The sequence below is a fragment of the Providencia rettgeri genome, from assembly GCF_023205015.1.
GTDB lineage: Bacteria > Pseudomonadota > Gammaproteobacteria > Enterobacterales > Enterobacteriaceae > Providencia > Providencia rettgeri_E.
In genome coordinates this window covers 2626365-2648170 of record NZ_CP096258.1, presented here as the reverse complement: position 1 = coordinate 2648170, position 21806 = coordinate 2626365, and the positions used below count along the sequence as shown (strand labels likewise).

Annotated in this window: 22 protein-coding genes, 1 tRNA gene and 1 pseudogene; 9 read left to right on the top strand and 15 right to left on the bottom strand. The window is 38.2% G+C overall.

The features are described 5' to 3' along the window. Positions 1-2 precede the first annotated feature (2 nt). Positions 3-2432: a DMSO/selenate family reductase complex A subunit gene (locus M0M83_RS12145; protein WP_213912555.1), complete on the bottom strand. Its 2430-nt coding sequence runs from the start codon at positions 2430-2432 to the stop codon at positions 3-5. A 300-nt stretch (positions 2433-2732) separates the two neighbouring features. Continuing rightward, positions 2733-3983, bottom strand: coding sequence for a mechanosensitive ion channel family protein (locus M0M83_RS12140; protein ID WP_125891250.1), 1251 nt, complete (start codon positions 3981-3983; stop codon positions 2733-2735). Between the two features lie 330 nt (positions 3984-4313). On the opposite strand from M0M83_RS12140, the gene M0M83_RS12135 reads away from it, so the two are divergent. Both M0M83_RS12135 and M0M83_RS12130 read left to right on the top strand, forming a co-directional pair. Beyond that, positions 4314-4838, top strand: coding sequence for an anti-virulence regulator CigR family protein (locus M0M83_RS12135; protein ID WP_125891249.1), 525 nt, complete (start codon positions 4314-4316; stop codon positions 4836-4838). Between the two features lie 451 nt (positions 4839-5289). Further along, complete coding sequence (locus M0M83_RS12130; RefSeq protein ID WP_213912556.1) at positions 5290-6132, top strand: D-amino-acid transaminase; 843 nt, start codon at positions 5290-5292, stop codon at positions 6130-6132. Between the two features lie 19 nt (positions 6133-6151). On the opposite strand, the gene M0M83_RS12125 is transcribed toward M0M83_RS12130, so the two are convergent. From M0M83_RS12125 to M0M83_RS12115, 3 genes are all read right to left on the bottom strand, one after another. Next, entirely contained in the window at positions 6152-6727 is a 576-nt protein-coding gene (locus tag M0M83_RS12125; protein WP_213912557.1) for a cysteine hydrolase family protein, read from the bottom strand. Between the two features lie 96 nt (positions 6728-6823). Then, complete coding sequence (locus tag M0M83_RS12120; protein ID WP_213912558.1) at positions 6824-8185, bottom strand: sensor histidine kinase; 1362 nt, start codon at positions 8183-8185, stop codon at positions 6824-6826. Beyond that, complete coding sequence (locus tag M0M83_RS12115; protein ID WP_125891245.1) at positions 8175-8849, bottom strand: response regulator; 675 nt, start codon at positions 8847-8849, stop codon at positions 8175-8177. The genes M0M83_RS12120 and M0M83_RS12115 overlap by 11 nt, the downstream gene beginning before the upstream one ends. Before the next feature lie 171 nt (positions 8850-9020). Between M0M83_RS12115 and M0M83_RS12110 the strand changes: the two genes are divergently transcribed. Next, positions 9021-9263: a hypothetical protein gene (locus tag M0M83_RS12110; protein ID WP_125891244.1), complete on the top strand. Its 243-nt coding sequence runs from the start codon at positions 9021-9023 to the stop codon at positions 9261-9263. 118 nt (positions 9264-9381) lie between these two features. Here the strand turns inward: M0M83_RS12110 and M0M83_RS12105 are convergent, their stop codons facing one another. Next, positions 9382-9642, bottom strand: coding sequence for a DinI-like family protein (locus M0M83_RS12105; protein WP_213912559.1), 261 nt, complete (start codon positions 9640-9642; stop codon positions 9382-9384). A 221-nt stretch (positions 9643-9863) separates the two neighbouring features. Here M0M83_RS12105 and M0M83_RS12100 point away from each other — a divergent pair, with 221 nt between their 5' ends. Continuing rightward, positions 9864-10397, top strand: coding sequence for a GNAT family N-acetyltransferase (locus tag M0M83_RS12100; RefSeq protein WP_213912560.1), 534 nt, complete (start codon positions 9864-9866; stop codon positions 10395-10397). Between the two features lie 404 nt (positions 10398-10801). Here M0M83_RS12100 and M0M83_RS12095 read toward each other — a convergent pair whose 3' ends face one another. From M0M83_RS12095 to M0M83_RS12085, 3 genes and pseudogenes are all read right to left on the bottom strand, one after another. Further along, positions 10802-11623 (bottom strand): RES family NAD+ phosphorylase, encoded by an 822-nt coding sequence (locus tag M0M83_RS12095; protein ID WP_213912561.1) that lies wholly within the window; start codon positions 11621-11623, stop codon positions 10802-10804. Beyond that, on the bottom strand, positions 11553-12011 hold the full coding sequence (locus M0M83_RS21820; protein WP_248466644.1) for a HEPN-associated N-terminal domain-containing protein: 459 nt from the start codon (positions 12009-12011) through the stop codon (positions 11553-11555). Before M0M83_RS21820 ends, M0M83_RS12095 begins: the two co-directional genes overlap by 71 nt. Positions 12012-12030: 19 nt before the next feature. Next, positions 12031-12141: pseudogene (locus M0M83_RS12085) on the bottom strand (integrase); the annotation flags it as partial. Between the two features lie 614 nt (positions 12142-12755). Here M0M83_RS12085 and M0M83_RS12080 point away from each other — a divergent pair. From M0M83_RS12080 to M0M83_RS21815, 3 genes are read left to right on the top strand one after another with little or no spacing between them, the layout of a single operon-like run. Beyond that, on the top strand, positions 12756-13235 hold the full coding sequence (locus M0M83_RS12080) for an Hcp family type VI secretion system effector (protein WP_213912563.1): 480 nt from the start codon (positions 12756-12758) through the stop codon (positions 13233-13235). A gap of 23 nt (positions 13236-13258) precedes the next feature. Continuing rightward, positions 13259-14311, top strand: coding sequence for a PAAR domain-containing protein (locus tag M0M83_RS12075; RefSeq protein WP_248466643.1), 1053 nt, complete (start codon positions 13259-13261; stop codon positions 14309-14311). Then, the gene (locus M0M83_RS21815; RefSeq protein WP_213912565.1) at positions 14301-14567 is read left to right on the top strand and encodes a hypothetical protein; all 267 of its coding nucleotides are present in this window, start codon (positions 14301-14303) and stop codon (positions 14565-14567) included. Before M0M83_RS12075 ends, M0M83_RS21815 begins: the two co-directional genes overlap by 11 nt. A 33-nt stretch (positions 14568-14600) precedes the next feature. Here M0M83_RS21815 and M0M83_RS12065 read toward each other — a convergent pair whose 3' ends face one another. From M0M83_RS12065 to M0M83_RS12050, 4 genes are all read right to left on the bottom strand, one after another. Next, on the bottom strand, positions 14601-15077 hold the full coding sequence (locus tag M0M83_RS12065; protein ID WP_213912566.1) for a hypothetical protein: 477 nt from the start codon (positions 15075-15077) through the stop codon (positions 14601-14603). A gap of 99 nt (positions 15078-15176) precedes the next feature. After that, positions 15177-15253: transfer RNA gene (locus M0M83_RS12060), tRNA-Pro, on the bottom strand. A gap of 74 nt (positions 15254-15327) precedes the next feature. Continuing rightward, on the bottom strand, positions 15328-17043 hold the full coding sequence (gene yejM, locus M0M83_RS12055; RefSeq protein WP_213912567.1) for an LPS biosynthesis-modulating metalloenzyme YejM: 1716 nt from the start codon (positions 17041-17043) through the stop codon (positions 15328-15330). A gap of 21 nt (positions 17044-17064) precedes the next feature. Further along, a complete protein-coding gene (locus tag M0M83_RS12050) occupies positions 17065-17292 on the bottom strand; it encodes a YejL family protein (RefSeq protein WP_047755730.1) in 228 nt (75 codons plus the stop codon). Between the two features lie 241 nt (positions 17293-17533). On the opposite strand from M0M83_RS12050, the gene yejK reads away from it, so the two are divergent. Continuing rightward, entirely contained in the window at positions 17534-18535 is a 1002-nt protein-coding gene (yejK, locus tag M0M83_RS12045; RefSeq protein ID WP_125891240.1) for a nucleoid-associated protein YejK, read from the top strand. Positions 18536-18631: 96 nt separating this feature from the next. Here the strand turns inward: yejK and rplY are convergent, their stop codons facing one another. Together rplY and M0M83_RS12035 are read right to left on the bottom strand one after the other, a co-directional pair. Beyond that, positions 18632-18913, bottom strand: a complete 282-nt coding sequence (gene rplY / locus M0M83_RS12040) for a 50S ribosomal protein L25 (RefSeq protein WP_004260060.1) — start codon at positions 18911-18913, stop codon at positions 18632-18634. Between the two features lie 166 nt (positions 18914-19079). Further along, positions 19080-20837: a DEAD/DEAH box helicase gene (locus M0M83_RS12035; RefSeq protein ID WP_213912568.1), complete on the bottom strand. Its 1758-nt coding sequence runs from the start codon at positions 20835-20837 to the stop codon at positions 19080-19082. Positions 20838-21063: 226 nt separating this feature from the next. Here M0M83_RS12035 and rsuA point away from each other — a divergent pair, with 226 nt between their 5' ends. Beyond that, a complete protein-coding gene (rsuA, locus tag M0M83_RS12030) occupies positions 21064-21786 on the top strand; it encodes a 16S rRNA pseudouridine(516) synthase RsuA (protein WP_125891238.1) in 723 nt (240 codons plus the stop codon). Positions 21787-21806 lie beyond the last annotated feature (20 nt).

Here is a 21806-nt window from a genome sequence, read left to right as displayed (position 1 = left end):
CCTTAAGCGCGTTTAACTTCAACAAGGTTAGTATGTTGTGGGGTACCTTTAGCCAATGGCGAAGGAACATGAGAGGTCAGTGTGTTGATACAACCACCAATATCCAGCCCATCTTCATTGAGAGTACGCCATGCACCTTGTGGAACAGCGATAACACCAGGTAATACACGCTCTGTCACTTTCACTTTAATTTGAATACGGCCACGATCATTAAATATTTCAGCCATGTCACCATTGTTCAAACCGCGTTGCTGGGCATCAATTGGGTTGAGCCAAAATTGATGCGGAATGGCTTCACGGAGCATGGCAACATTGTAATAAGATGAATGCACATGGCCTTTATCATGAAAGCCTGTCATTAATAGCGGATGCTTCTGTTGGCTTGCTTGGGCTTCAACGCCTTCTTTATTGACGCAATATTCAGGAAGGGCAGGGATACGTTGGCCTTCTGGTAACTCCCAATTTTTAACACGCTCAGCCAGTTGTTCCGAATAGATTTCCACTTTACCTGACGGCGTTTTCAATGGGTTATTGATTGGGTCATCACGGAATTTCTTCAATGCAATATTTTCTGAGCTGTTCAGGAATTTACGGTCGATAATACCCGCACCGTCGGTTTCGCTGAATTCAGGTAAATGCGGCATTTTTTCACGTGTTTTGTTATAACAGAACTCAATCCATTCGGCGTAGGTACGGCCTTCGGTGAATTGTTCTTTTACCCCCATTTTCTCAGCAACTTCTGCTAATACATCATAGTTAGGGCGGTTTTCCCACAGTGGCTCAATGGCATTCTGTAGGCGAACTAAATAGTGGTATGCACCACTTGCATAGGAGTTATTGATTAAATCATTGGTTTCAACGGTCGTGACATCCGGTAACAATAAATCTGCATATTTTGCGGATGGCGTATCATGGTTATCCCACACTAAAATGAATTCACATTTTGACTCATCAGCCAGTATTTCATGGGTTTTGTTTAAGTCGCCATGTTGGTTACCAATGACATTACTGGAGTAACACCACATAAACTTGATGTCGTTATTGAGTTTATCGACACCTTTAATACCACCGTTCTCTGCGGTTAATTCTTTCCCACGAACAATAGCTTCTGACCACATATAAGTTGGGATCAAGGCTTTGACTGGGTTAGGTAAAGCAAACCCCGCAACAGGATAAGCATAGCTATTCCCCCACAGACCTGTGTTCGTTCCTGCACGACCAATGTTCCCAGACATCAGCGGTAACATCATAATAGAACGACAAGCTTGTTCGCCATTTTCAGTACGTTGTAAGCCCCAGCCTTGTGAAATCCATGCTCTATTAGCATTGCCGATTTCACGTGCAAGTTGCTTAATGCGTGCGACGGAGATCCCCGTTAATTTGCTTGCCCACTCTGGGGTTTTTGCGATGCCATCAGGCCCATTACCTAAAATATAATCTTTATATGATGCATTGCGTGGTGCAGAAGCAGGTAAGGTCGACTCATCCCAACCAACACAATAGTTGTTCAGGAATTCTTCGTCAGTCAGTTGTTCTTCGATCATGACATAACCGAGAGCAGCAACTAATGCAGCGTCAGTACCGGGATAAATCGGGATCCATTCAGCGCCAAGCGTTGTGACACTGTCGGTACGGCGTGGATCAATGATAATCACTTTTGCTTTGCTTTTATCTAACGCATTGAGGGTCTCGTAGAATTGACCGCCGCCTGACATGCGTGTTTCCGCAAGGTTGTGGCCAAACATGACAACTAGGTCAGAGTTTTGGATTTCAGATAAATAGGATTCTTCTACGCTACCATAGACATAAGGTGTGATTTCCATTAATTGAGCATATGAATATGTACCATAGTCACCCAAGAAACCACCGGTTAAGCTTAATAAACGTTTACACGCTGCACGGCCGTGTAAGTTAGCACCCGTTGACCCAGAGCCATACTGATAATAAATGGCATCACTTCCATATTTATCAATCGTATACTTTAATTTTTCAGCGATAATGGTTGTTGCTTCATCCCATGAAATCTTTTTAAACTTACCTTCACCACGTTTACCAACACGAACCATTGGGTATTTTAAACGGTCTGGATTGTAGGTTTTCCAACGCACTGAACGACCACGTAGACATGGACGGATTTGGTGTTCACCTAACGTTGAGTCGTCATACATCGTTTCATTGGAAATACGGCTGATCACACCATCTTTCACATGGACTTTTAATGGGCAGCGGCTACCACAGTTGACTAAGCATGCGCTATAGCTAATTTTTTCGCTGACTTCGTCTGGCATGATTGCTGGTGTTTTTGCTTGTGCAGCAAAAGGGAGAGTGATTGAGCCTGCAACAGCAGCGGCACCCGCAACAGTTGCGGAGGTTTGTATAAACTCCCTCCTGCTCAGTTTTCCAAATTGAGTATTTATTTTATTTTTATGCATTGACATTGCCTATATGTAAATAACAACATTACTATCTTGTGTTATATGTTAAAAAAAGTTTCTGTTGAGTTACATGACTTACATCAATGTTATCCCTGATAAAGTAAATGTATTTATTTAATTTATAAGGGTTTTTTGTTTGTTAGTGCATAGGTTAGTTTTATTTTGATTAACTATCGAAATGTTATCGTTTATATAGCGATGACAGGGAATTAAGAGTTAAAGAGGGATATCTCCCTCTTTTAGATACTACTTTAGATGTAGATGAATAAGAAAATTTAACTAATCACTTAGTATTAGTTATTTTTCTGGGAAATGGCCTATCATTCTAACATCATTTCCGGTAGGTGATTGATGTACCATCAGATTAAATTGCGGCAGGATGGAAAAGATATGATCAAAAATGTCAGATTGTATTCTTTCATACTCCACCCATACGGTTGTATTCGTAAAGGCATATATTTCGATTGGAATACCATTTGAATCAGATTCTAGCTGTCTGACCATAATTGTCATATTTTTATGAATATTAGGGTGTGATTTTAAATAAGCTTCAATATAAGCTCGGAAGGTCCCTATATTCGTCAAACGACGTTGATTTAAAGGAACGGCTTTGTCATCAGGTAGACTAGAATTAAAGACTTGGATCTCCGATATTTTTTGTTCAATATAGGGTTCAAGTAAATTGGCTTTAATGTATTGCGCGATTTCTTCATCTGTTAAAAAATGAACACTACTGGCGTCTAAGCGGACACTACGCTTAATTCTTCGTCCACCTGATTCTGTCATTCCTTTCCAGTTTTTGAAGGAGTCAGAAATCAGCGCATAAGTTGGAATAGTCGTAACTGTGTTGTCCCAGTTACGCACTTTAACTGTGGTTAAACCAATGTCAACAACAGCGCCATCAGCACCGTATTTAGGCATTTCTAACCAATCACCAATATTGACCATGTTATTGGCTGAAAGTTGTATTCCTGCAACTAAGCCCATAATGGGGTCTTTAAACACTAACATCATGACGGCTGTCATCGCACCAAGGCCACTTAGGATAATCAGTGGTGATTTGCCAATTAATAGCGCGATGATCATGATGCCAATTAAAATTGTGGCGAGTAGCTTCAGGCTTTGGAATATACCTCGAAGAGGTAGGTGTGCTGTTTTGGCTGCACGTTGGAGTACGCCAAGTATGATATCAAGGACGGAATAAAGGGTGAGTAAGCCAAATAATAGGCACCATGCCTGTGAGCCAACGTTTAAAACGGCTTGAGCAGTCGAACCTGAATGTAACCATAGTGTTGCTTGGATATTGACCACAACACCTTGGATCACAAATGCGAATCGATTGAAAAGATTATGTTGAGTGATTAAATGTACCCAAGTTCCTGCACTTTTTTGCCCGCGCTTTTCGAGTTGAGGAAGTAATATTTTATGTAGAATTAAGTGTAATACGCAGGCGACAATAAGGATTAAACCGAGCACCATAAGTAAAGAGGCAATGTCAGCGTAATCTTGGTTGAATTGACGTACCCAGTCTAGCAGTTGCTGCTGCATGGTTTCTCCTTCTTTAGAATGTTAGGAACAATTGTTTATAAAATAGCATAGGTCAAATGACTTTATCATATTTACAACGAAAATTCATGGGGAGCAATATTAAACTCCGTCTTAATTCTTATTACTAGTTCTAAGTATTGTCTAATATATGAAAATAATATTAATGACAATAAGAGCTATTATAAAGGAGGGCACTTACTAATTTGAGTGATGAAGTAACATTTACATAACATTACGTGTGATAAGTATTTTCTGATTGTGAGTCGTTATAACTAAGCATAATGTTCTACAAAATGTCCTAATGTTATATTAACTTTGTAGGAATCTATTATGAATCAATTTAAAAAGCCGATTTGTTCAGTTCTTTTGCAGTATATCTTATTGCCTATTATTGCTTTTACCTCATTATTCGCTAATTCATCCCCTAATGGTAATCAAGGCCAAGGAAATGGCAAAGGGCATCAACAAGTTCATGGAAATAAAGGTAAGCAGAACAAAGATAACTCAAATAAAGGCAATGATAATCAAGAGATAAAACATGTTAAATCAAGTAAATATTACGATAAGCATCGGGGAGCAAATATTAGTTTTAATGTGAGTTTTGGCAACGTAAGGCCTTTGGCCATTGAATATGGACTGACGGGGTATCGTGGCTTGCCACCCGGTATTGCAAAACAAGTTAGCAGGGGAAAACCACTTCCTCCAGGTATTGCAAAAAAAATGCTACCCTCAGCATTTTTAGCCGAATTACCCGTTTATGTAGGCTATGAATGGAAAATAAGTGGCCGAGACCTTATCTTGGTAGCGATAGGAACAGCGGTTGTTGCTGAAATTATTGAGAATGTTTTTGAATAAAAAAACGACCTTAATTTTAAGGTCGTTGTGCAAAATAAATGCAATTTAACGCTAATGATGAGGTAACTAAAGGTTTGATTAACTAAAGATTAATTAACTTGCTTACATAAAACGTTTAGATAGTAATTCGACGACTTCTTGTACACTGCTGATAAATTCTTTGATGCTTTTCATCGAGAACTCCAAATTAAAATGTGATCCAGATCACGTGAGAGCATTTTAGCTATTCACATGTTAATGTCAAGTTAATATTAAAAATAATTTTAAATTTTAAACTATATTTTAGTTGCTGTACTACCGCTTGTTTTTTTGTTAGTCGCGGTGCATACAAGAGGGCCCGAATCTGCAAATAGAGATAATAAATGTGAAGAATTGAAAGGTAATTTTTGTAATATAGTGTATGGTTAATAAGAGATTAGGTAATGATTTGATTGATAAAGGAATATAGCTCATGATTGCTTATGTAAACGGCCAGTTTTTACCTGAAGAAGAAGCGTCAGTATCTATTTTTGACCGTGGTTTTTTATTTGCGGATGCAGTGTATGAAGTGACAGCAATAATCAACGGTAAGCTAGTTGATTTTGAACATCATATGGCTCGTTTGCAGCGCTCTTGCGCTGAATTACAGTTATCATTCCCCTACGATTTAGCCGAATTAAAACACATTCATTTTCAACTGGTTCAGCAGAATAACATAGAAGAAGGGCTTGTATATCTTCAGTTGACACGTGGCAATGCAAAACAACGCAGTTTTTTATATCCTAATAAACAGACGAAGCCAACATTAGTCTTATTTGCACAAAAGACGAAGATTGTTGAAAATGAAAAATCAAAACATGGAATAAAAGCCGTCACCGTGGATGATATTCGTTGGCAGCGTTGTGATATTAAAACTGTCGCCTTATTAGCTGCTTCCATGGCAAAAGAATACGCTAAGCAACAAGGTGCTGATGACGCCATATTTGTTAAAAATGGTTATGTCACTGAAGGAAGTTCCAGTAATTGTTTTATTATTAACCATCAAAACCAAATACAAACGCGAGGGTTAAATAATGAGATATTGCCAGGCATTACTCGCCAAGCTATTTTACAACTTGCCCGGGAGCAAGGAATAGGCATTATTGAAAAACCATTTAGTATTGATGAAATGTTAGAAGCTAAAGAAGTCTTTATTACTTCAGCAACAACATTAGTGTGGCCAGTTATTATGGTTAATAGACAATTAATTGGAGAAGGTAAGCCGGGGAAACTAGCTATCCGGCTACGGGAGATATACTTGCAAAAACTAAAATAATGCTTTGAAATATCAAATGTTATTTTAATTGCATAAATTCTTTAACTGAAGAAACCGTTACCATACCTTCCAGTGCCAGAAGACTTTGCTCGTGGAGTTCTGGCGTTGGGGCTGCACATAAATCTTCAAGTACGGTGACATAATATCCTAAATCGTGGGCTTGTCGTGCAGTACTTTGAATGGCCTTTACGGTACTGACTCCACCAATAAATAACTCGGTGATCCCATTATCAGTAAGCCATTTATTGAAATGATTTCCTGCAAACGCAGAAACCCCTTTTTTAATCATTACAGGATCACGAAAAGCTACCTCAAGGTCATGAGCCCAATTGCAGCCATTACCGCTCAATTTCAAGGCACCAAGGCTTTTGGCTTGCTGGAACATCGGAGAACCGGCAGGAACATCGTGGTAATTGTCTGAAAACCCAACCTTTACCCAAATAACAGGGATATGATGCTTTCTTGCATATTGCGCTGCTTGATTGGCTTTCTCAACGATTTTACGTGAGCAAGTCTGTTGATAACTTGAATTAGATAAGCCATTTTTACCAATTATCTCTTCAATGAGATCAATAATTACTAATGCCTTGGACATTATTGCCTCTTCTAGGTGTAGGTATATTAACGTATGAAAGGCATATTCTAGCTAGAAAAAATAGCGAATGCTGTTAACTCAATAACATAATTCGATTTAGGGTAAGTCAATAATAAAACCGATACCTCGATTGTCTAATCCATCAGTAACTCTTATTACAGCACCGATTTTGCAGGCTAAATTTTGAGCGATAGATAAACCTAAACCGCTTCCGGTTTCCATTGTTCCTGGTACGCGATAAAAACGAGAAAATATAAGTTGACGGCTTTCTTCTGGGATTCCTCGGCCATTATCTTGAACAGAAATAGTCCCACCAAACGGGGTAAGGTCTTTTAAAACGACTTTTATTTTCCCTTTCTCTGGGCAGTATTTAATCGCATTTTCAAACAAATTAGTAAAAATATTACTCAATGCGAGTTTATCGGTGAGGATATAAAAAGAATTTGGGCTTTGTAGTTCAACATCAATATTTTTATTAATGGCGTAAGGTATGTGTGAGGATATTAAATGGCTAATTAATACGGGTAGGTCAATTTGCTCTTTATTTAATAAAAAGTCTTCAGTTTCTAAGCGGGCTAGGTCTATTAATTGATGTGATAAAGAGGCTGCGCGATTTAAAGTTTCTTGCATATCATTAATGATTTCTGCCCTTTCTTTTGGGTTATCAATTTGCATCAACAAGTGTAATTGAGCAATAACAGCCGCTATGGGAGTTCTTAATTCATGTGCAGCATCTGCCATAAAGCGCTTTTCACGTTGATTTGCAGCATCAACACGTGACATAAGGTTATTTATAGCATCAATAATAGGGCGAATTTCTTTATATTGTTCTTTTGTTTCTATCGGAGTTAAATTACCTGGCTGACGGCTAGAAATTAGTTTTGCAGATTGCCTTAAAGGCCGCAGACTAAAATAAGCGGTAATTAATATTGCTAACAACATAATACCCAAAATAAAAGCGAGTGGAATGGCTGTACCTTCAGCTGGGTTACCTAATAAAGATTTACGGTCACTATAAGACTCGGCAATAACAACTTCGAAAGTTTCTTGCTCATTCCATGCAGAAGTAAAATGCCAATCTTTATGTAATGCGGCGAGTTCAGAGACAGATTTAAGCGATGGCACATGTAATTTGTCACTGTTTCGGTAATAGACATTCCCTTGTTTATCTCTAACAACCATAAAAGGCCGATAGTTAATATCATCGCCACTTTCCATCGCTGCAGAATAAAGTTCTTGTAGGTTATTTGCTATTTTATTGAAATATTCCGGTTTATCAGCAACTATATCAAGTGTCTTAGCAAACCCTTGAGTGACGATATTCTGTTGCGCATTTAACTCATCATGAATTGAGGGCCAATAAAAAAATTGTAGCCAGCCAACTAATAGCAGCCAAAGGAAAATAACTGAGCTGATTTGCAGCCCAAATGTATAAATAAAAAATGATTTAACTTTCACTTAGTGGCACTTCTTTTTTTAATAAATAACCAATACCGCGGATAGTAATTATACGGTCTTTACCTATTTTCCGGCGTAGATTATGAATGTGAACCTCTAAAGAGTTACTTTCCACATCATCTAACCCGAATAGGCGCTGCTCTAAATCCGTTTTTCTGACAACATTATCTGCATTTTTTATGAGTTCGTAGAGTAATAGATATTCTTTCCCGGAGAGCAGCAACAATTGCTCATTAAGGGTGACTTGGTGATTAAGAGGATTTAATTGTAGGTTACCTAATTGCCATATTTCAGATGAAAAACCAGCCATACGGCGACTAACCGCTTTTACTCGAGAAATAAGCTCAGGCATAGCAAATGGTTTTGTTAAAAAGTCATCAGCGCCTGAATCTAAACTAGAAACTAAGTTATCCATTTGATTTCTTGCTGTAAGAATGATGATTGGGATCGTTTCTCCCATATTACGCCAAGTAATGAGTTCATCAAGACCATCGCCATCAGGCAATCCCAAATCTAGGAGCATTAAATCAAAATTGCGAGATGCGAGTTGTAATTTTGCATCAGCAAGTAGCCTGACCCAACAAGGACTAAAACCTGCAAGTTCCAGCCCACGACATAGCGCTTTTCCCAATTGAAGATCATCTTCGACTAATAGGATATTCATGTTATCACCTCTACTAGCAAGTATAAGCAGGCAATGAGCGTCAGACAATACGAACAATTCAAGTTTGAGGTGGATTTAAGCATACCTTAAGGTTGGTTTAACTATTTTTTAAGGTACAAAGAAATAGACTGTTTATTATTATCCATCACTCAAACAATAAGAGCATTGATAATGAAACAAGCATTCTATGAGGTGCCATTATTTATAGCAGCAATCGCGCTGGCCTTAACTTTTATTGGAAAAGATATCAATAATAGGCCGGCTGTGAGTTTATCAGCAATAATGTTAAATGAAATTCCTACCTGTGTAGATGCTAATAACTGTATTTCTCAGGTTAGAACAACGGATAAAAAAAATAAAAAGTTGAATCTAGTGAAAGAAATTAAAGCCTTTCTTAGGCATAAAATTGGCTAATTAATTGGGCGTAAAATTTAGATATGAGAAATTTAAAGCGAGTAGTTTTTTACTTGCAAATTTTGGAGACAGAAAAAGGAATGTTACATAATAAGGAAACATTCCTTTAAGTCTTTGGTTAATCCACCGTTGTTTCTTCTGGGACCCAACCATCATCCATCCATATCTCTTCCAGTATTTCTTCAATACGCGTTTTATCCTCCGCTATTTTTGTACCTGAGATATTCACGCGTTGTTGTGAACTAAAGCCAACCCGCGTTACCATGTCCGGGTATTGGTTTTGAAGTTTGCGTAAAATCTCAGTTTCAAGTGCTTGTAAAACAACTGAACTCGGTTTTTGTGGAGCATTCTTATCAAATAAAACTTCGATACGTAACATGATAGCCTCTAATAAGAGCTGTGTTTATATACAGTATTTTTAGAACTATTAGGTAAAAAAGTCAATATAGAGGCACAAATATTTTTATCAGTGAATTAAGTGGGAAAATAATATTTAAATAAAACAGTAGGTTAATATTATGAGTGCTCGATAAGTAATTGTCAGAAAGTTTAAAATAGGTATTCTAAAAAATATATTTTATGAAAGTGAGTAACGATTAAATGTTATATGGTTTAAGAGTTTCAAGTGAAGATAGCCAAACGGTAGCAATGATTAACCAGTTGTATGACACAGCTTTTCCATTATATGAACAAAGAAGCTACCAAGGAAGAGAAGCAATATTAAATCATAGTGATTATTATTTGTTCAGCTTCAAAGAAAATGACATTTTTATTGGTTTTATTGGGTGTTGGAAAATCGAAGATTATTATTACATCGAACATCTTGCTATTTCTCCTGTATTAAGAGGGCAAGGTTATGGGCAAAAGGTATTAAAACAGTTTTGTCATGATGTAGGTAAAGTGATCCTAGAAATTGACCCTATTATTGATGATGTGAGCCAAAAGCGTTGGTCTTTTTATCGACATTGCGGTTTTCAGCAAAACGAATACGCACACGCACATCCAAGTTATTACCCTGGAAATAAGCCACATAAGCTTAGGGTATTAAGTTATCCAGAAGCGATAGCAGAAGAAGTCTATCAGCAATTTAATCACGCCTTACAAACGCTTGTGATGAATAAAGCGCTATTATAGTTCCTTATGTAGATGGTTTTAATCAAGTTTATAGCAATAGATAAGTACCGGGTCATTATTATCTAAATTTTCAATGTAGCCACTAGGAATAAAGCCAGCTTTAATTAAGAAGTGTTGAGTGGCTGTATTCGACTGATTTGTAGAAGTGAAAGTTTTTGGGGTACCCCATTTTACCCACCTAAAATTTAGATACAAAAAAACCAACCGTAACAGGTTGGTTTCTCTATAAAAAGTTGGTCGGCATGATAGGATTTGAACCTACGACCCCCGACACCCCATGAATTCGATTCTAAGTTATATAATGCTATGATTTTAAATATAACATATTTATGTTTTACTGTGTTTTCAAACAGTGCATAATTTACGAAATACGCACTATATGAATCAATAAGTTAGGGTTAGTTTTACCACCCATCATCCAACCTTTTCTTTATGTCATTATTACTATCACGCTCTATTTTTTTTAGTGCCAGTACCGTTTTATTGGTGATATTTGAGTCATCATCACATTCATCTTGAGTAACAAATAGCACAATGCAGGGTTCCCCATCCTTGCTACTTTTATACTGAAAACCATTCATGTGATGCCCATTGTTATCTGTGAGTATAATTTTGAAATATTCGGTAACTACTTGTGTTGGAATATATTCAATGTATGCTAGATTAGGTTCACTCCTAGTTATAGGTTTATTAATTATTTCAATGAATTTTCGTAAGAATAATTTAGAGGTTATTAGGTGTTGATTAGAATGATCAAAATAATCTATTTCATCAAGTGATTGAGTTAAATCGACTAAACGCAGCTCTTTAGTTGAATAAAAGATCCCTGTGACGAACTCTTTGGATTCATCGGACGTGTTGCAAGAATCAATAATTTCTTTAATAGCTGTAAGCTTTTGGGGGGAACCATAAAACATGGGTATTCCTTGAGGGTTCATCCGATTTGGATTCCCTAGGGTATATTTAGGTAGTGGAGTGCCTAGATCTTTTGCGTTCCAATATTTTTTATTATCGATACATAAATGTCGACATCGATATATAGGTTCATCTTTTTGTAATGTTTTAAATAAAGATAATTCTTTTATGGCACTGCCAATATAATTTAAAATTAATGCGGGAGGAAAGTATTGATCGTCGAAAGGTTCGGTATCTTGTTCAAAAAATAAATCTAGATTTATTTTTGATGTGGTTTGAAAAACTATCCCAACTATATAGTAAAACTTCATGTTTTTCAGATAGGTATGGTTGTGATTCACACCAATAGTCATTTCTAATGTGAGAACAGATGTCTTCAAATAATTTATTATTGTTACATTTAAGGCCTAGTTCGTAGAGCACTTCTGCGGTACTCAAGTTCTTTTCTGTTATAAACTCACCTTTATCCCTATATGCAACCTCTTCAGGGTTTGCATAGCAAAAATAAATAGAGCCTAAAATATGTGCTAGAACTAAGTCTAACAATACTACTTTTCTATTATTTTTTTTACAATAATCGCATTTTTGCTCAGCTTTAAGTTCTTCTTCATCATTTATTAAATTTATGATTCCCTGATTACCGAAGCACTCAGCACAAACATGGTTATAACTTTCTATCAAATCACCATCATCTTGCATATATGTTATCTCTCTTTACTCAAGTAATCTCACAATGTGGCACTTCAACCCATTCTACATGGTTTTCGGTATAAATCTTGGTTGATTCAGCATCACTATGAGCCATTCGTGCTTGTGGATCATACCCACGGCCTTTAAACATAAATGCAGCACTGAAAAGCCGTCTTATACGTTTTGCCATAATTGTCACCTATCTGTTTATGAAGTGATGATATCACCTCTGAGTTGGTGACCAAATTAACTATGCCACTACAGAGAGGCACACTCTCTAATTTTCGAGGTGCAATAAAAAAGCCCACCGAAGTGGGCTTTTAGTGAACTTAATAATCCGCGTACGATTTGCGTATCATTTGTAGTCCTATTTGTGTCAGTGCGCAGTCCAACTGGATTTGGTAATTCACTGTTTTTGAAGCTGTTCTTCTATCGCTGACCCACCAAATTTGGTGGAGCTGGCTTGAAGCTCCTCCCCAATATAACTGTTTGATTCTTCTATCTATGTCGATGAAGTTAATGGCACAACAGTGTGGCACAGTCGGTTTATGACTGCAAACATAGGGTATTGATGTTTACTTTAAGTTCAACTCCTTTTATGGGAGCTGAATTTAACCTAGAGACTGATTTTGAATTGGGTTTAATAATCTTTATTGGAGCATTGAGCTATTTATATTAACTATGTCGAATATTCCTATAGAAAAAAGGTGAATATAATGCTTAATTATTCTTTTTATATTAAGGAGCGTCTCGGTGGCAAATCAAATATATTTAGTTATAAAAGGAAAGAAGCAAGGGCTTATCTCTGCTGGATGCTCAAGTTACGACTCGATAGGAAATAAATACCAAGAAGGTCATGAAAATGAAATCTTTGTTTATTCAACTAATTATAGTATGAGTCGTCACCAAAACGTATCACACTCACCCTTTTCATTTACAAAATTAGATGATAAATCGACCCCTCTCTTGATGAATAGCATTAATAATAACGAGTTACTTGATTGTGAATTTAGCTTTTATAGAACCGATAGAAGCGGTAAGTTGATAGTCTATAAAACAATCAAATTGACTAATGCATCAATCGTAAGCATTAGTAATCACCATCCAAATGCCCTAGACAATAATGATGCACAAGCTTATGAAACAGTATCGATGAAGTATGAAAGTATCACCTGTGAACATAAAGCTGCAAATACCTCAAGTTATAGTATTACACAAAACCTAGTTAATTAATTTTATTGAGGTGATTTATGGTGATGTCATTCAAAGTGCTAGAGGGGGATAGGACTACATGCGGTGGAAGAGTATTAGAGGGGAGTGCATTAGCACATCGGGGTGGTATTAATTTTAAGCGACAAGCCGTTCAAGGTAATAAAGTTACATGTGGTGTTCATGCAGGAAGGTATGAAATAGTAGGGGGAGATTTTACTCATTTAATTGGGGGGCAACCAGCTGCTGATACCCGCAAAAGTTATTCAACGTGTCCGTGTCACGCCGCTTTTATTCCTTCTAATATCATAGGTGAATGCACGGCTTTAGATAATCTTATTCCTGATGGGGTTTATGTGTGGACAGAAAGAGTAGGCTCTGGGCACTCGTATGTTTCATTACATAAAAATAACCAAATAACAGTTTATACTTATGGTAGATTCGGTCGGACTGGTACTCTTGGCATCGTGGGGGACGGTATCTTAATTCGCCTTATAGGTGAGGATGCAAGAAATTATTACCGACATGAGCTATACAAAATGAATGCTCGAGTTTTTGCTGTAAATGATGCCAATATACAGCAAGTAGAAGCTCACTTTATGGCATTGTGGAGTGGAGGCTCTTCCCCTGTTGGGTTATCCCCTAATGTGGGCGAGGCAACTAAAAAGTACGGGCACACAATAAACATTTACGATTTATCAACGAGTAATTGTACAACACAAACAGTAAATGCAATAAAAGCAGGAGGCTCAAAGGTTTTTGAAAAGGAATTATCATCTGTTCGTTCGGGTTATTCGTTAGCCAGATATATTGTAACTGGTCAGGAATCTTTTGTGGTTCCCGCATCTTTAGAGGATTACATGGTTGGTAAGAAACAAGATTTATCTTCTCTTGTTGTTATAGAAGTAACAGGGTTATTCAAAGAGCAGTATCCAAATGTCACAGGTGTTACACCTATGGAAAAAAGTAAATTGAGAACATTGTTTGAAGCCGCATCAGGTGCAGCATCTATTATTGGATATAATACAGATTTTTCTGGGGAGGAAACAATGGGGATAATTGGGCAATTACTTTACGGGGAACAAATAAATGGGAACTAAATTATTCATAAAGTGGGGATTAACGCTTGGTATTATTGTAGCAAATTACGTTATATTGTTTTTATTGAATGCAGGAATGGCTATTAACCAAAAATACCAAATGGAGCAGTCATGGTCAGATAATATGACTACAATACAATTAAGAGCAGTTATTAATGAACTGCTGGATACCAGTGTGTTAATTTCATTTGTAACATTGTTTTCGTTTCCAGCTAGTCTATTATTAATAGTGATAATACATAAAATACTAAAATGAGATTTTGATAATTCAACTAAGGATTGGTGTGGATCATGCTCGTATCTGTGTTAACACATGATGCCTTTTCTCGTGAGTTTGATAAGTGGTACAAATTATTTTTTGTAGCGTTATCTTACCTATTTTCATGGAATAGCCTAACCGTGGAAGTATTGTTGAATTTATATTTCCAATAGTTTTACTTAACATTTTACTAGTCAGAACAATCAAACCAGTTGTATATATATTACGTAAATCAGCAATTGCAGCATTAAGCATTTTCAAATTTTGAGATGACCATAAATCTATTGTTTGAAATACGTTAACAGCATTAAGAAAGGATATAGCAATCAAGGATAAATCATTTTCTGATAGATTGTTTACATATGCTTGAGTCATTTTCTTTGACATGCAAAGAATGTTTGCTTCGTTATTCATTCCTTTATCTGTTAAGTCCTTACATACAAAAAAGTTGCACTGGCCATAAAAGAGAGGAATTTTATACTTCCATAGGTCACCTTGAATTTTCATGTAGAAAGAACCTAACTCACAGCTTTGGTTTTGATTTTCACCATATTTTTGGTGGTATAAAAAAACCAACCGTAACAGGTTGGTTTCTCTATAAAAAGTTGGTCGGCATGATAGGATTTGAACCTACGACCCCCGACACCCCATGACGGTGCGCTACCAAGCTGCGCTACATGCCGAACTTTGATTTATACTACCCAATTTGTTTCTAAAAGCAATAGACGCATGATGCGACTGGTTGATATTTAAGCATTTAATTTTCATTAAAACGCTTTAATTCAGTAAAGATCTTCAATAACTCAGCCAAATCAGGTTTTTCATTTTTCTCGATAGCCCCTTGTTTATCATAGATATTAAACTGACCATTTTGATCCATATAAAGGGTGGCATTGTCAGTGGTAATCACAACATCGTCGTTATCGCCGGTGATCACCCATGGGTAAGTACGTTTAACACTAAATAAATCTTCACCTTGGCTGTAATCATCAGGTGGGTTACTGACGTGTAACAGCCGTTGCATTAGCGTGGTCATTACATCTTGATGACTAGTCAGTTTATCTATTTGTTGTGCAGGAGTATTCGGCCAGTAAATAAATAGAGGCACTTGCATCTTATCTCGATTAAAGTGTTTGCCGTCTAACCATTCGTTCTCTGATTTACCTTGATTATTGTAATTGGCAGTGACAATAACAATGGTATTTTCTAACCGGTTCTCACGTTGTAATGTCGCCATCACACGCTTGATCTGCTCGTTGGTTTTTGCACTGCCTGGCGTACCTGTAATGTTAAGGAATGAGAACCAAGGCGACCCATTTTTCAGATTACCTAACCAATTATTCCATTGAGAAACAGTCAAACTATCGTTATCGGCAGTTGTGGCAGGCAAAGAGTAATCGGCTAAAATAGCTTGCCTGAATAATGGAGAGTTAAAGCCATCTGTTGAGAATAAACCGAACTGATACCCTTGATGCTGAAGAGCTTCAATCAGACTTGATGGATGGCGGCCATTAAGAATATTATCAAAGTAAGTCGATGAGATACCATAGAATAGGCCAAACAAGGCGGTATCGTTACGTAAACCAGTTGTATAATGGTTGGTAAACTGTGTGCTGATTGATTTAAACTCATTCAGAGCATCCATCGAGTCTTGTTGAGACTTATTACCGAGGTCATCAATCACTAATAATAATAAATTATAACCTGAACCCTGATCATAATAGCTTAATGGTTTTAATGGGTAATTTAATTTAAGGGCAGTCGGACTACCTTGCTGGAAGACACGATTTTGATGTTCTGTTAAATCCAATAAGCCGTATCTATCAAGAAGTTTCCGCGCAGTCATTGGTTGTGATAATGGGTAATTATAACGCTGCATCGTGATAGGGCGGTAAAAGTTCGCATCGGCCCACGCATACATCAGGTGTGACATGATAAAAGTCACAATAAAAATACCCGCAAGCGGTTTACCAAAGGTTTGCCGGCTTAAGCTGCGCAGTTTTTGCCAACTCCAAGTTGCAAATAACATTTCAACAAGAAAGATAATGGGGATACTGATAAACATCAGCTGCCATTCACGAGCCATCTCGCCTTTTGTAGGGTTAATGACTAAATCCCATACCTGTGGGGTTAGATGCAAGCCAAACTGGCTAAAAACACGGATATCAAAAATTAAAAGAGTTATCCCTGCAGTCGCGAGGGCAACAGAAAGTAGCCTCAGCAACCGCTGAGACATGACAATAAAGGTCAGTGGAAAAATAATGAGTAAGTAGGCTGCAAAGACCACGAAGCTAAAATGACCTAACCAACTGACGAAAGCATAAACTCGGCCAGTTAGGGTGTCTGGCCAATCAAAAATAAACAGATAGCTACTACTTAACACAAGGCTAAGCAGTATATTGAATAGTGCAAACCAGTGCCCCCAACCAATCATGTTAGAGACTTTGTCACGGTAGCGCAGGTGGGTGACCATACTGTTTATTTCATTAATCAATTAGTGTGATTTATCTTCTTTAACAGAAGAAAGTAATGCATTTGCGAATGATTCTGCAATCATTTTACGTTGTGCAGGTGCAACTGACGTATTCAGCAGATTCGTGACCATATTACCTAACACCATAAGGGAAAGGTCAACAGGGGTGTGGTTTTTTTCTAACACACTAACAAGGTCAGAAAGTAAACCTTCAACTTTTTCATCACTATAGCGAGATGATTGTGGCATAAATTAAGAGATCCTAAATTAATGAAAGCTACATATCATAGCGTATCACAGTTGGTTTTTCTTCTTTCTTCGCAACAAATTTTTGTTTAAGTGATAATAATGCTAATTAAGATTCGTAAAGTGTGCATAAGTTCAGCAGTGTGGGTTAAAATTTGTGCAAATGATAGTTTCTATTGCAGAGGAATAATATCAATGTTTTAATACGCGCAACATTATTTCTGCTATTTCGAAGGAGCCAACAATGAGTCTGGAAATTAACCAGATAGCGTTACACCAGTTAATTAAAAGAGATGAACAAACCCTCGAGGTGATGTTGCGGGATTCTTTATTGACAGCAGATGGTGTCGTACAAGACATGATGGCAGAGCTACATCGCGTCTATAGTGCTAAAAGTAAAGCATTTGGTGAGTTTAACGAAGAAAGTGAACTTGCTGATGCGTTAAAGTTATTGCGTAAGGGCGAAGAAGAATTCTTAGGTTTCAGCCGTGCGATGACCGTTCGCTTGAAAGATGAACTAGCCAAATACCCTTTTGCTGAAGGGGGCGTCGTTCTTTTTTGTCAATACCGCTACCTCGCAGTCGAATACCTATTAATTGCAGTGCTCAATAGTTGTGACAGCATGTTTGTCACGGAATCATTAGATTTAGGCACGACACACTATTTAGATATTCCTCATGCGGATATTGTCGCTCGTATTGATTTAACCGAATGGGAAACCAATCCTGAGTCAAAACGGTATTTAACGTTCTTAAAAGGTAGAGTAGGACGAAAAGTCTCTGACTTCTTTATGGATTTTTTAGCTGCGTCCGAAGGGCTAAATGCAAAAGTTCAAAATAAAGGCTTAGTTCAAGCACTGGATGATTTTTGTGACAATGCTCAGATGGATAAAAACACGCGTCAAGCTTATCGCCAGCAAGTTCACAGTTATTGCACGGAGCAATTACAGTCAGGTGAAGAAATTGAGTTGGAAGCATTGGCGAAAGAGTTACCAATGGTGGAAGAGCAAAGTTTTGACGATTTCGCTCGTCAAAATGATTACCAACTTGAGGAAAGTTTCCCTGCTGATAGAGGAACATTAAAGCAATTAACGAAGTTTTCAGGAAGTGGCGGAGGGATCACGATTAGCTTTGATGCGATGCTTATGGGGGAGCGTATCTTTTGGGATCCTGTCACTGATACGTTAACCATTCGTGGCACACCACCTAATCTGCGAGACCAATTACAACGCCGTGGCACGAAATAGATTATGGTGTTGAATAGCTAGAAATAAATAACGCCGCAATTGCGGCGTTATTTACTCGGCGTCCCGAAAATTCTAAAGCTCGGCTGTGGGCTTTAATTAAGCGCGCAGGAAGTCAATGTGCGTCACTTTTGGCTTAAATGGGTGACGTTGAACAGCCTGAACTTTTACTTTTGTTTCTTTACCATCGATAACCAGATTCAGAACTTCGTAAAATTCTGCTTTGCTTTCTTGGTTGATGATTTCATCGTGGTTAAGAGTTACAGAGATAGCTTCTTGGTTGCCACCGTAAACGATAGCTGGAAGCTGGTTATCTCTGCGCAGGCGGCGGCTCGCACCCTTACCCTGCTCTTTACGTTCAATTGCATTGATAGTTAACATTACTATTTCTCTATAAAAAGAAAATATAAATTCCTGCTACAGGCGACCCAGCAGCAGGTTCGAGATTTGGCCTAGGGATACTTCATTCAGAGAACAAGATATCGGAAGGCGGGCGGCATTTTAACGAAAAATCCGTCATCCAGCAATCATTATGATCATCTTCGCTCTACGATAGGGGATCTGCAACGCGAAAACGCCCTTGATAATCGAAGATTTTCTCGCGAATTTCCCAAAAACGTTCTTTTTTGCGAGCGACAATAAATTGGGGATAACGTAACAAAGACTGCTGCAATAATATATCATTTGCATTATTCCACTTAAATGGGACCCCTGGGGCACGTTGATGTTCTCGTAAAAAACGGTATTCGAAAACGCGTTTTTGTGCGGGCGTCGCTAGGCGAAAACGTTCTGAAACAGAGGTTCCATCTTCATCATAATAATTGATTTTAATCCATTCGCCTTTGGCATCATTCCCTGTGATAAATTGCATTCCCCCGCAACGAATGATTAATGCATCTTTAAGTTTTAATGCGGCTTTTAACATATCGTCAGGGTCGGTTAGCACTTCTTGGCATTTTTGGCAGCGGCGAGCGGCTATATCGTTTTCAGCGCCACAGTGTGGACATTGCTTGAAGCGAAAGCGGAATTCACATTGCTGTTTTTGCCCATTTTCGTCTTCTTCCCAGCCTTGGCAGCGCCGACCAAAGTGTTCAATAATTTGGCCATCAGAGGTACATTTCCCCCAAAAAACATTCGCAAATTGGCACAATGGGCAAAAAACTTGTACCGGCACACTGGTTGAATTCGGTTTACTTGAGCCCACTTCAGGCCGAAATAGGTCGTGTGGATTTCCTGCATAATCTAAGATTAAACAGCGTGTTTTGCCCTCAGAAAGGCGTAATCCTCGGCCAACAATTTGCTGGTATAAACTCACTGACTCTGTTGGTCGCAAAATAGCAATCACATCAACATGGGGTGCATCAAACCCAGTTGTTAACACTGAAACGTTAACTAAATAATGTAGTGCTTTGTTTTTAAACTGCGTAATAATTGATTGCCTATCAGCCGCTGGGGTTTCAGCTGTCACTAATGCGGCGCGCCCCTGAGGTAAATAGCCCAAAATTTCTTTTGCATGTTCGACCGTTGCAGCAAAGATCATGCAGCCTTGCAACGGAGCAGCGTATTCAATAACTTGCTCAATAATTTTAGGCGTAATGCGTTGTTGCTTTTTTAACGATAAATTAAGTTCTTGTTCGTTAAAAATACCTGATGATGTGAGTGAAACCTGGCTGAAATCATATTGTAAAACAGGCATGTCAAGCCGTTCAGGCGGGACTAAAAACTTGTTTTTAATCATATAATGTAGCGGTAACTCATAGATGCACTCACGGAAAAAACAATTTTCATCACCGCGTACCATGCCATGGTAATGATATTGGTAAATCCAGCCACTGTTGAGGCGATAGGGGGTGGCTGTTAAGCCTAAAATACGCAATGAAGGGTTATTTACCTGTAAAGCTTGAATAATTTGTTGATATTGGCTTTTATCATTCAAACTTATGCGATGGCACTCATCAATAATCACTAGGGAAAAATGTGCATCAAATGCTTTTAGATTGCGAGCAACGGATTGCACACTGCCGAAAACCACTTTGCTTTGAGACTCTTTGCGATTCAGTCCCGCAGCAAAAATATCAGCTTGCAGGCCATATGCGAGGTACTTAGCATGGTTCTGTTCAACTAACTCTTTCACATGAGCTAATACCAGCACTCGTCCTCGAGCGAGTCGGGCCAATTCGGCAATCACTAAGCTTTTACCTGCGCCAGTAGGCAAGACAATCACAGCCGGGTGAGTCTGCTTACGGAAATAACTCACTGTCGCATCGACAGCTTCTTGTTGATAAGGGCGTAAAATAAAAGGCATATTATTCAGTATTATGTAATTAAATCAGGTGAATGACGTTAAATTTAATTTAAAACGATGAGTCTGTCTAAAGATGTCAGCTGCTTAGGTGAAGCTATCACTTCACAGGGGTTATTGTTATAATGAATAATGTGATAACAATCACAACACCCTTTCACTCTATATTATTCTGACAGTTGAGCGTTATTGTACGCTTCACTGACATTCCATCAAGTTAAGAGAATCTATGCGACTGGATAAATTTTTGTCCCAGCAATTAGGGATAAGCCGAAGTTTGGTAGCGCGAGAACTGCGTGCAGGGCTTGTAACCGTTGACGATGAAATCGTTAAATCAGGTGCTTTTCAAGTTACGATTGACCATGAAGTCGCTTATGATGGTAATGTCCTCGTGCAAGTTACAGGGCCGCGTTATTTTATGTTACATAAACCACAAGGCTATATTTGCTCCACAGATGACCCAACACATCCCACGATCCTGTTTTTTATCGATGAGCCTCTCGCACAAAAACTGCATTCAGCAGGGCGTTTAGATATCGATACAACAGGTTTGGTGTTATTGACTGATGATGGCCAATGGTCACATCGCATTACTTCACCGAAGCATCATTGTGAAAAAACATACCGAGTTCAATTAAGTGACGATATTGCCAATGATGTTGCCGAACAGTTTGCTCTGGGGGTCATGCTTAACGGGGAAAAACACCCAACTAAACCAGCGAAACTGGAAATTATTAGCCCTAGAGATGTCCGATTGACGATTAGTGAAGGACGCTATCATCAAGTAAAACGCATGTTTGCTGCGGTAGGGAACCATGTTTGTGGGCTGCATCGTGAACGCGTTGGCGAAATTTGGCTAGATGAGACACTTGAACCAGGAGAATACCGCCCACTGACGGAAGAAGAGATCAATAGTATTAATGTACCACGTAAAAAAACAGCAGGAGTTTAAAGAGTGCAACAGCAGCGTTC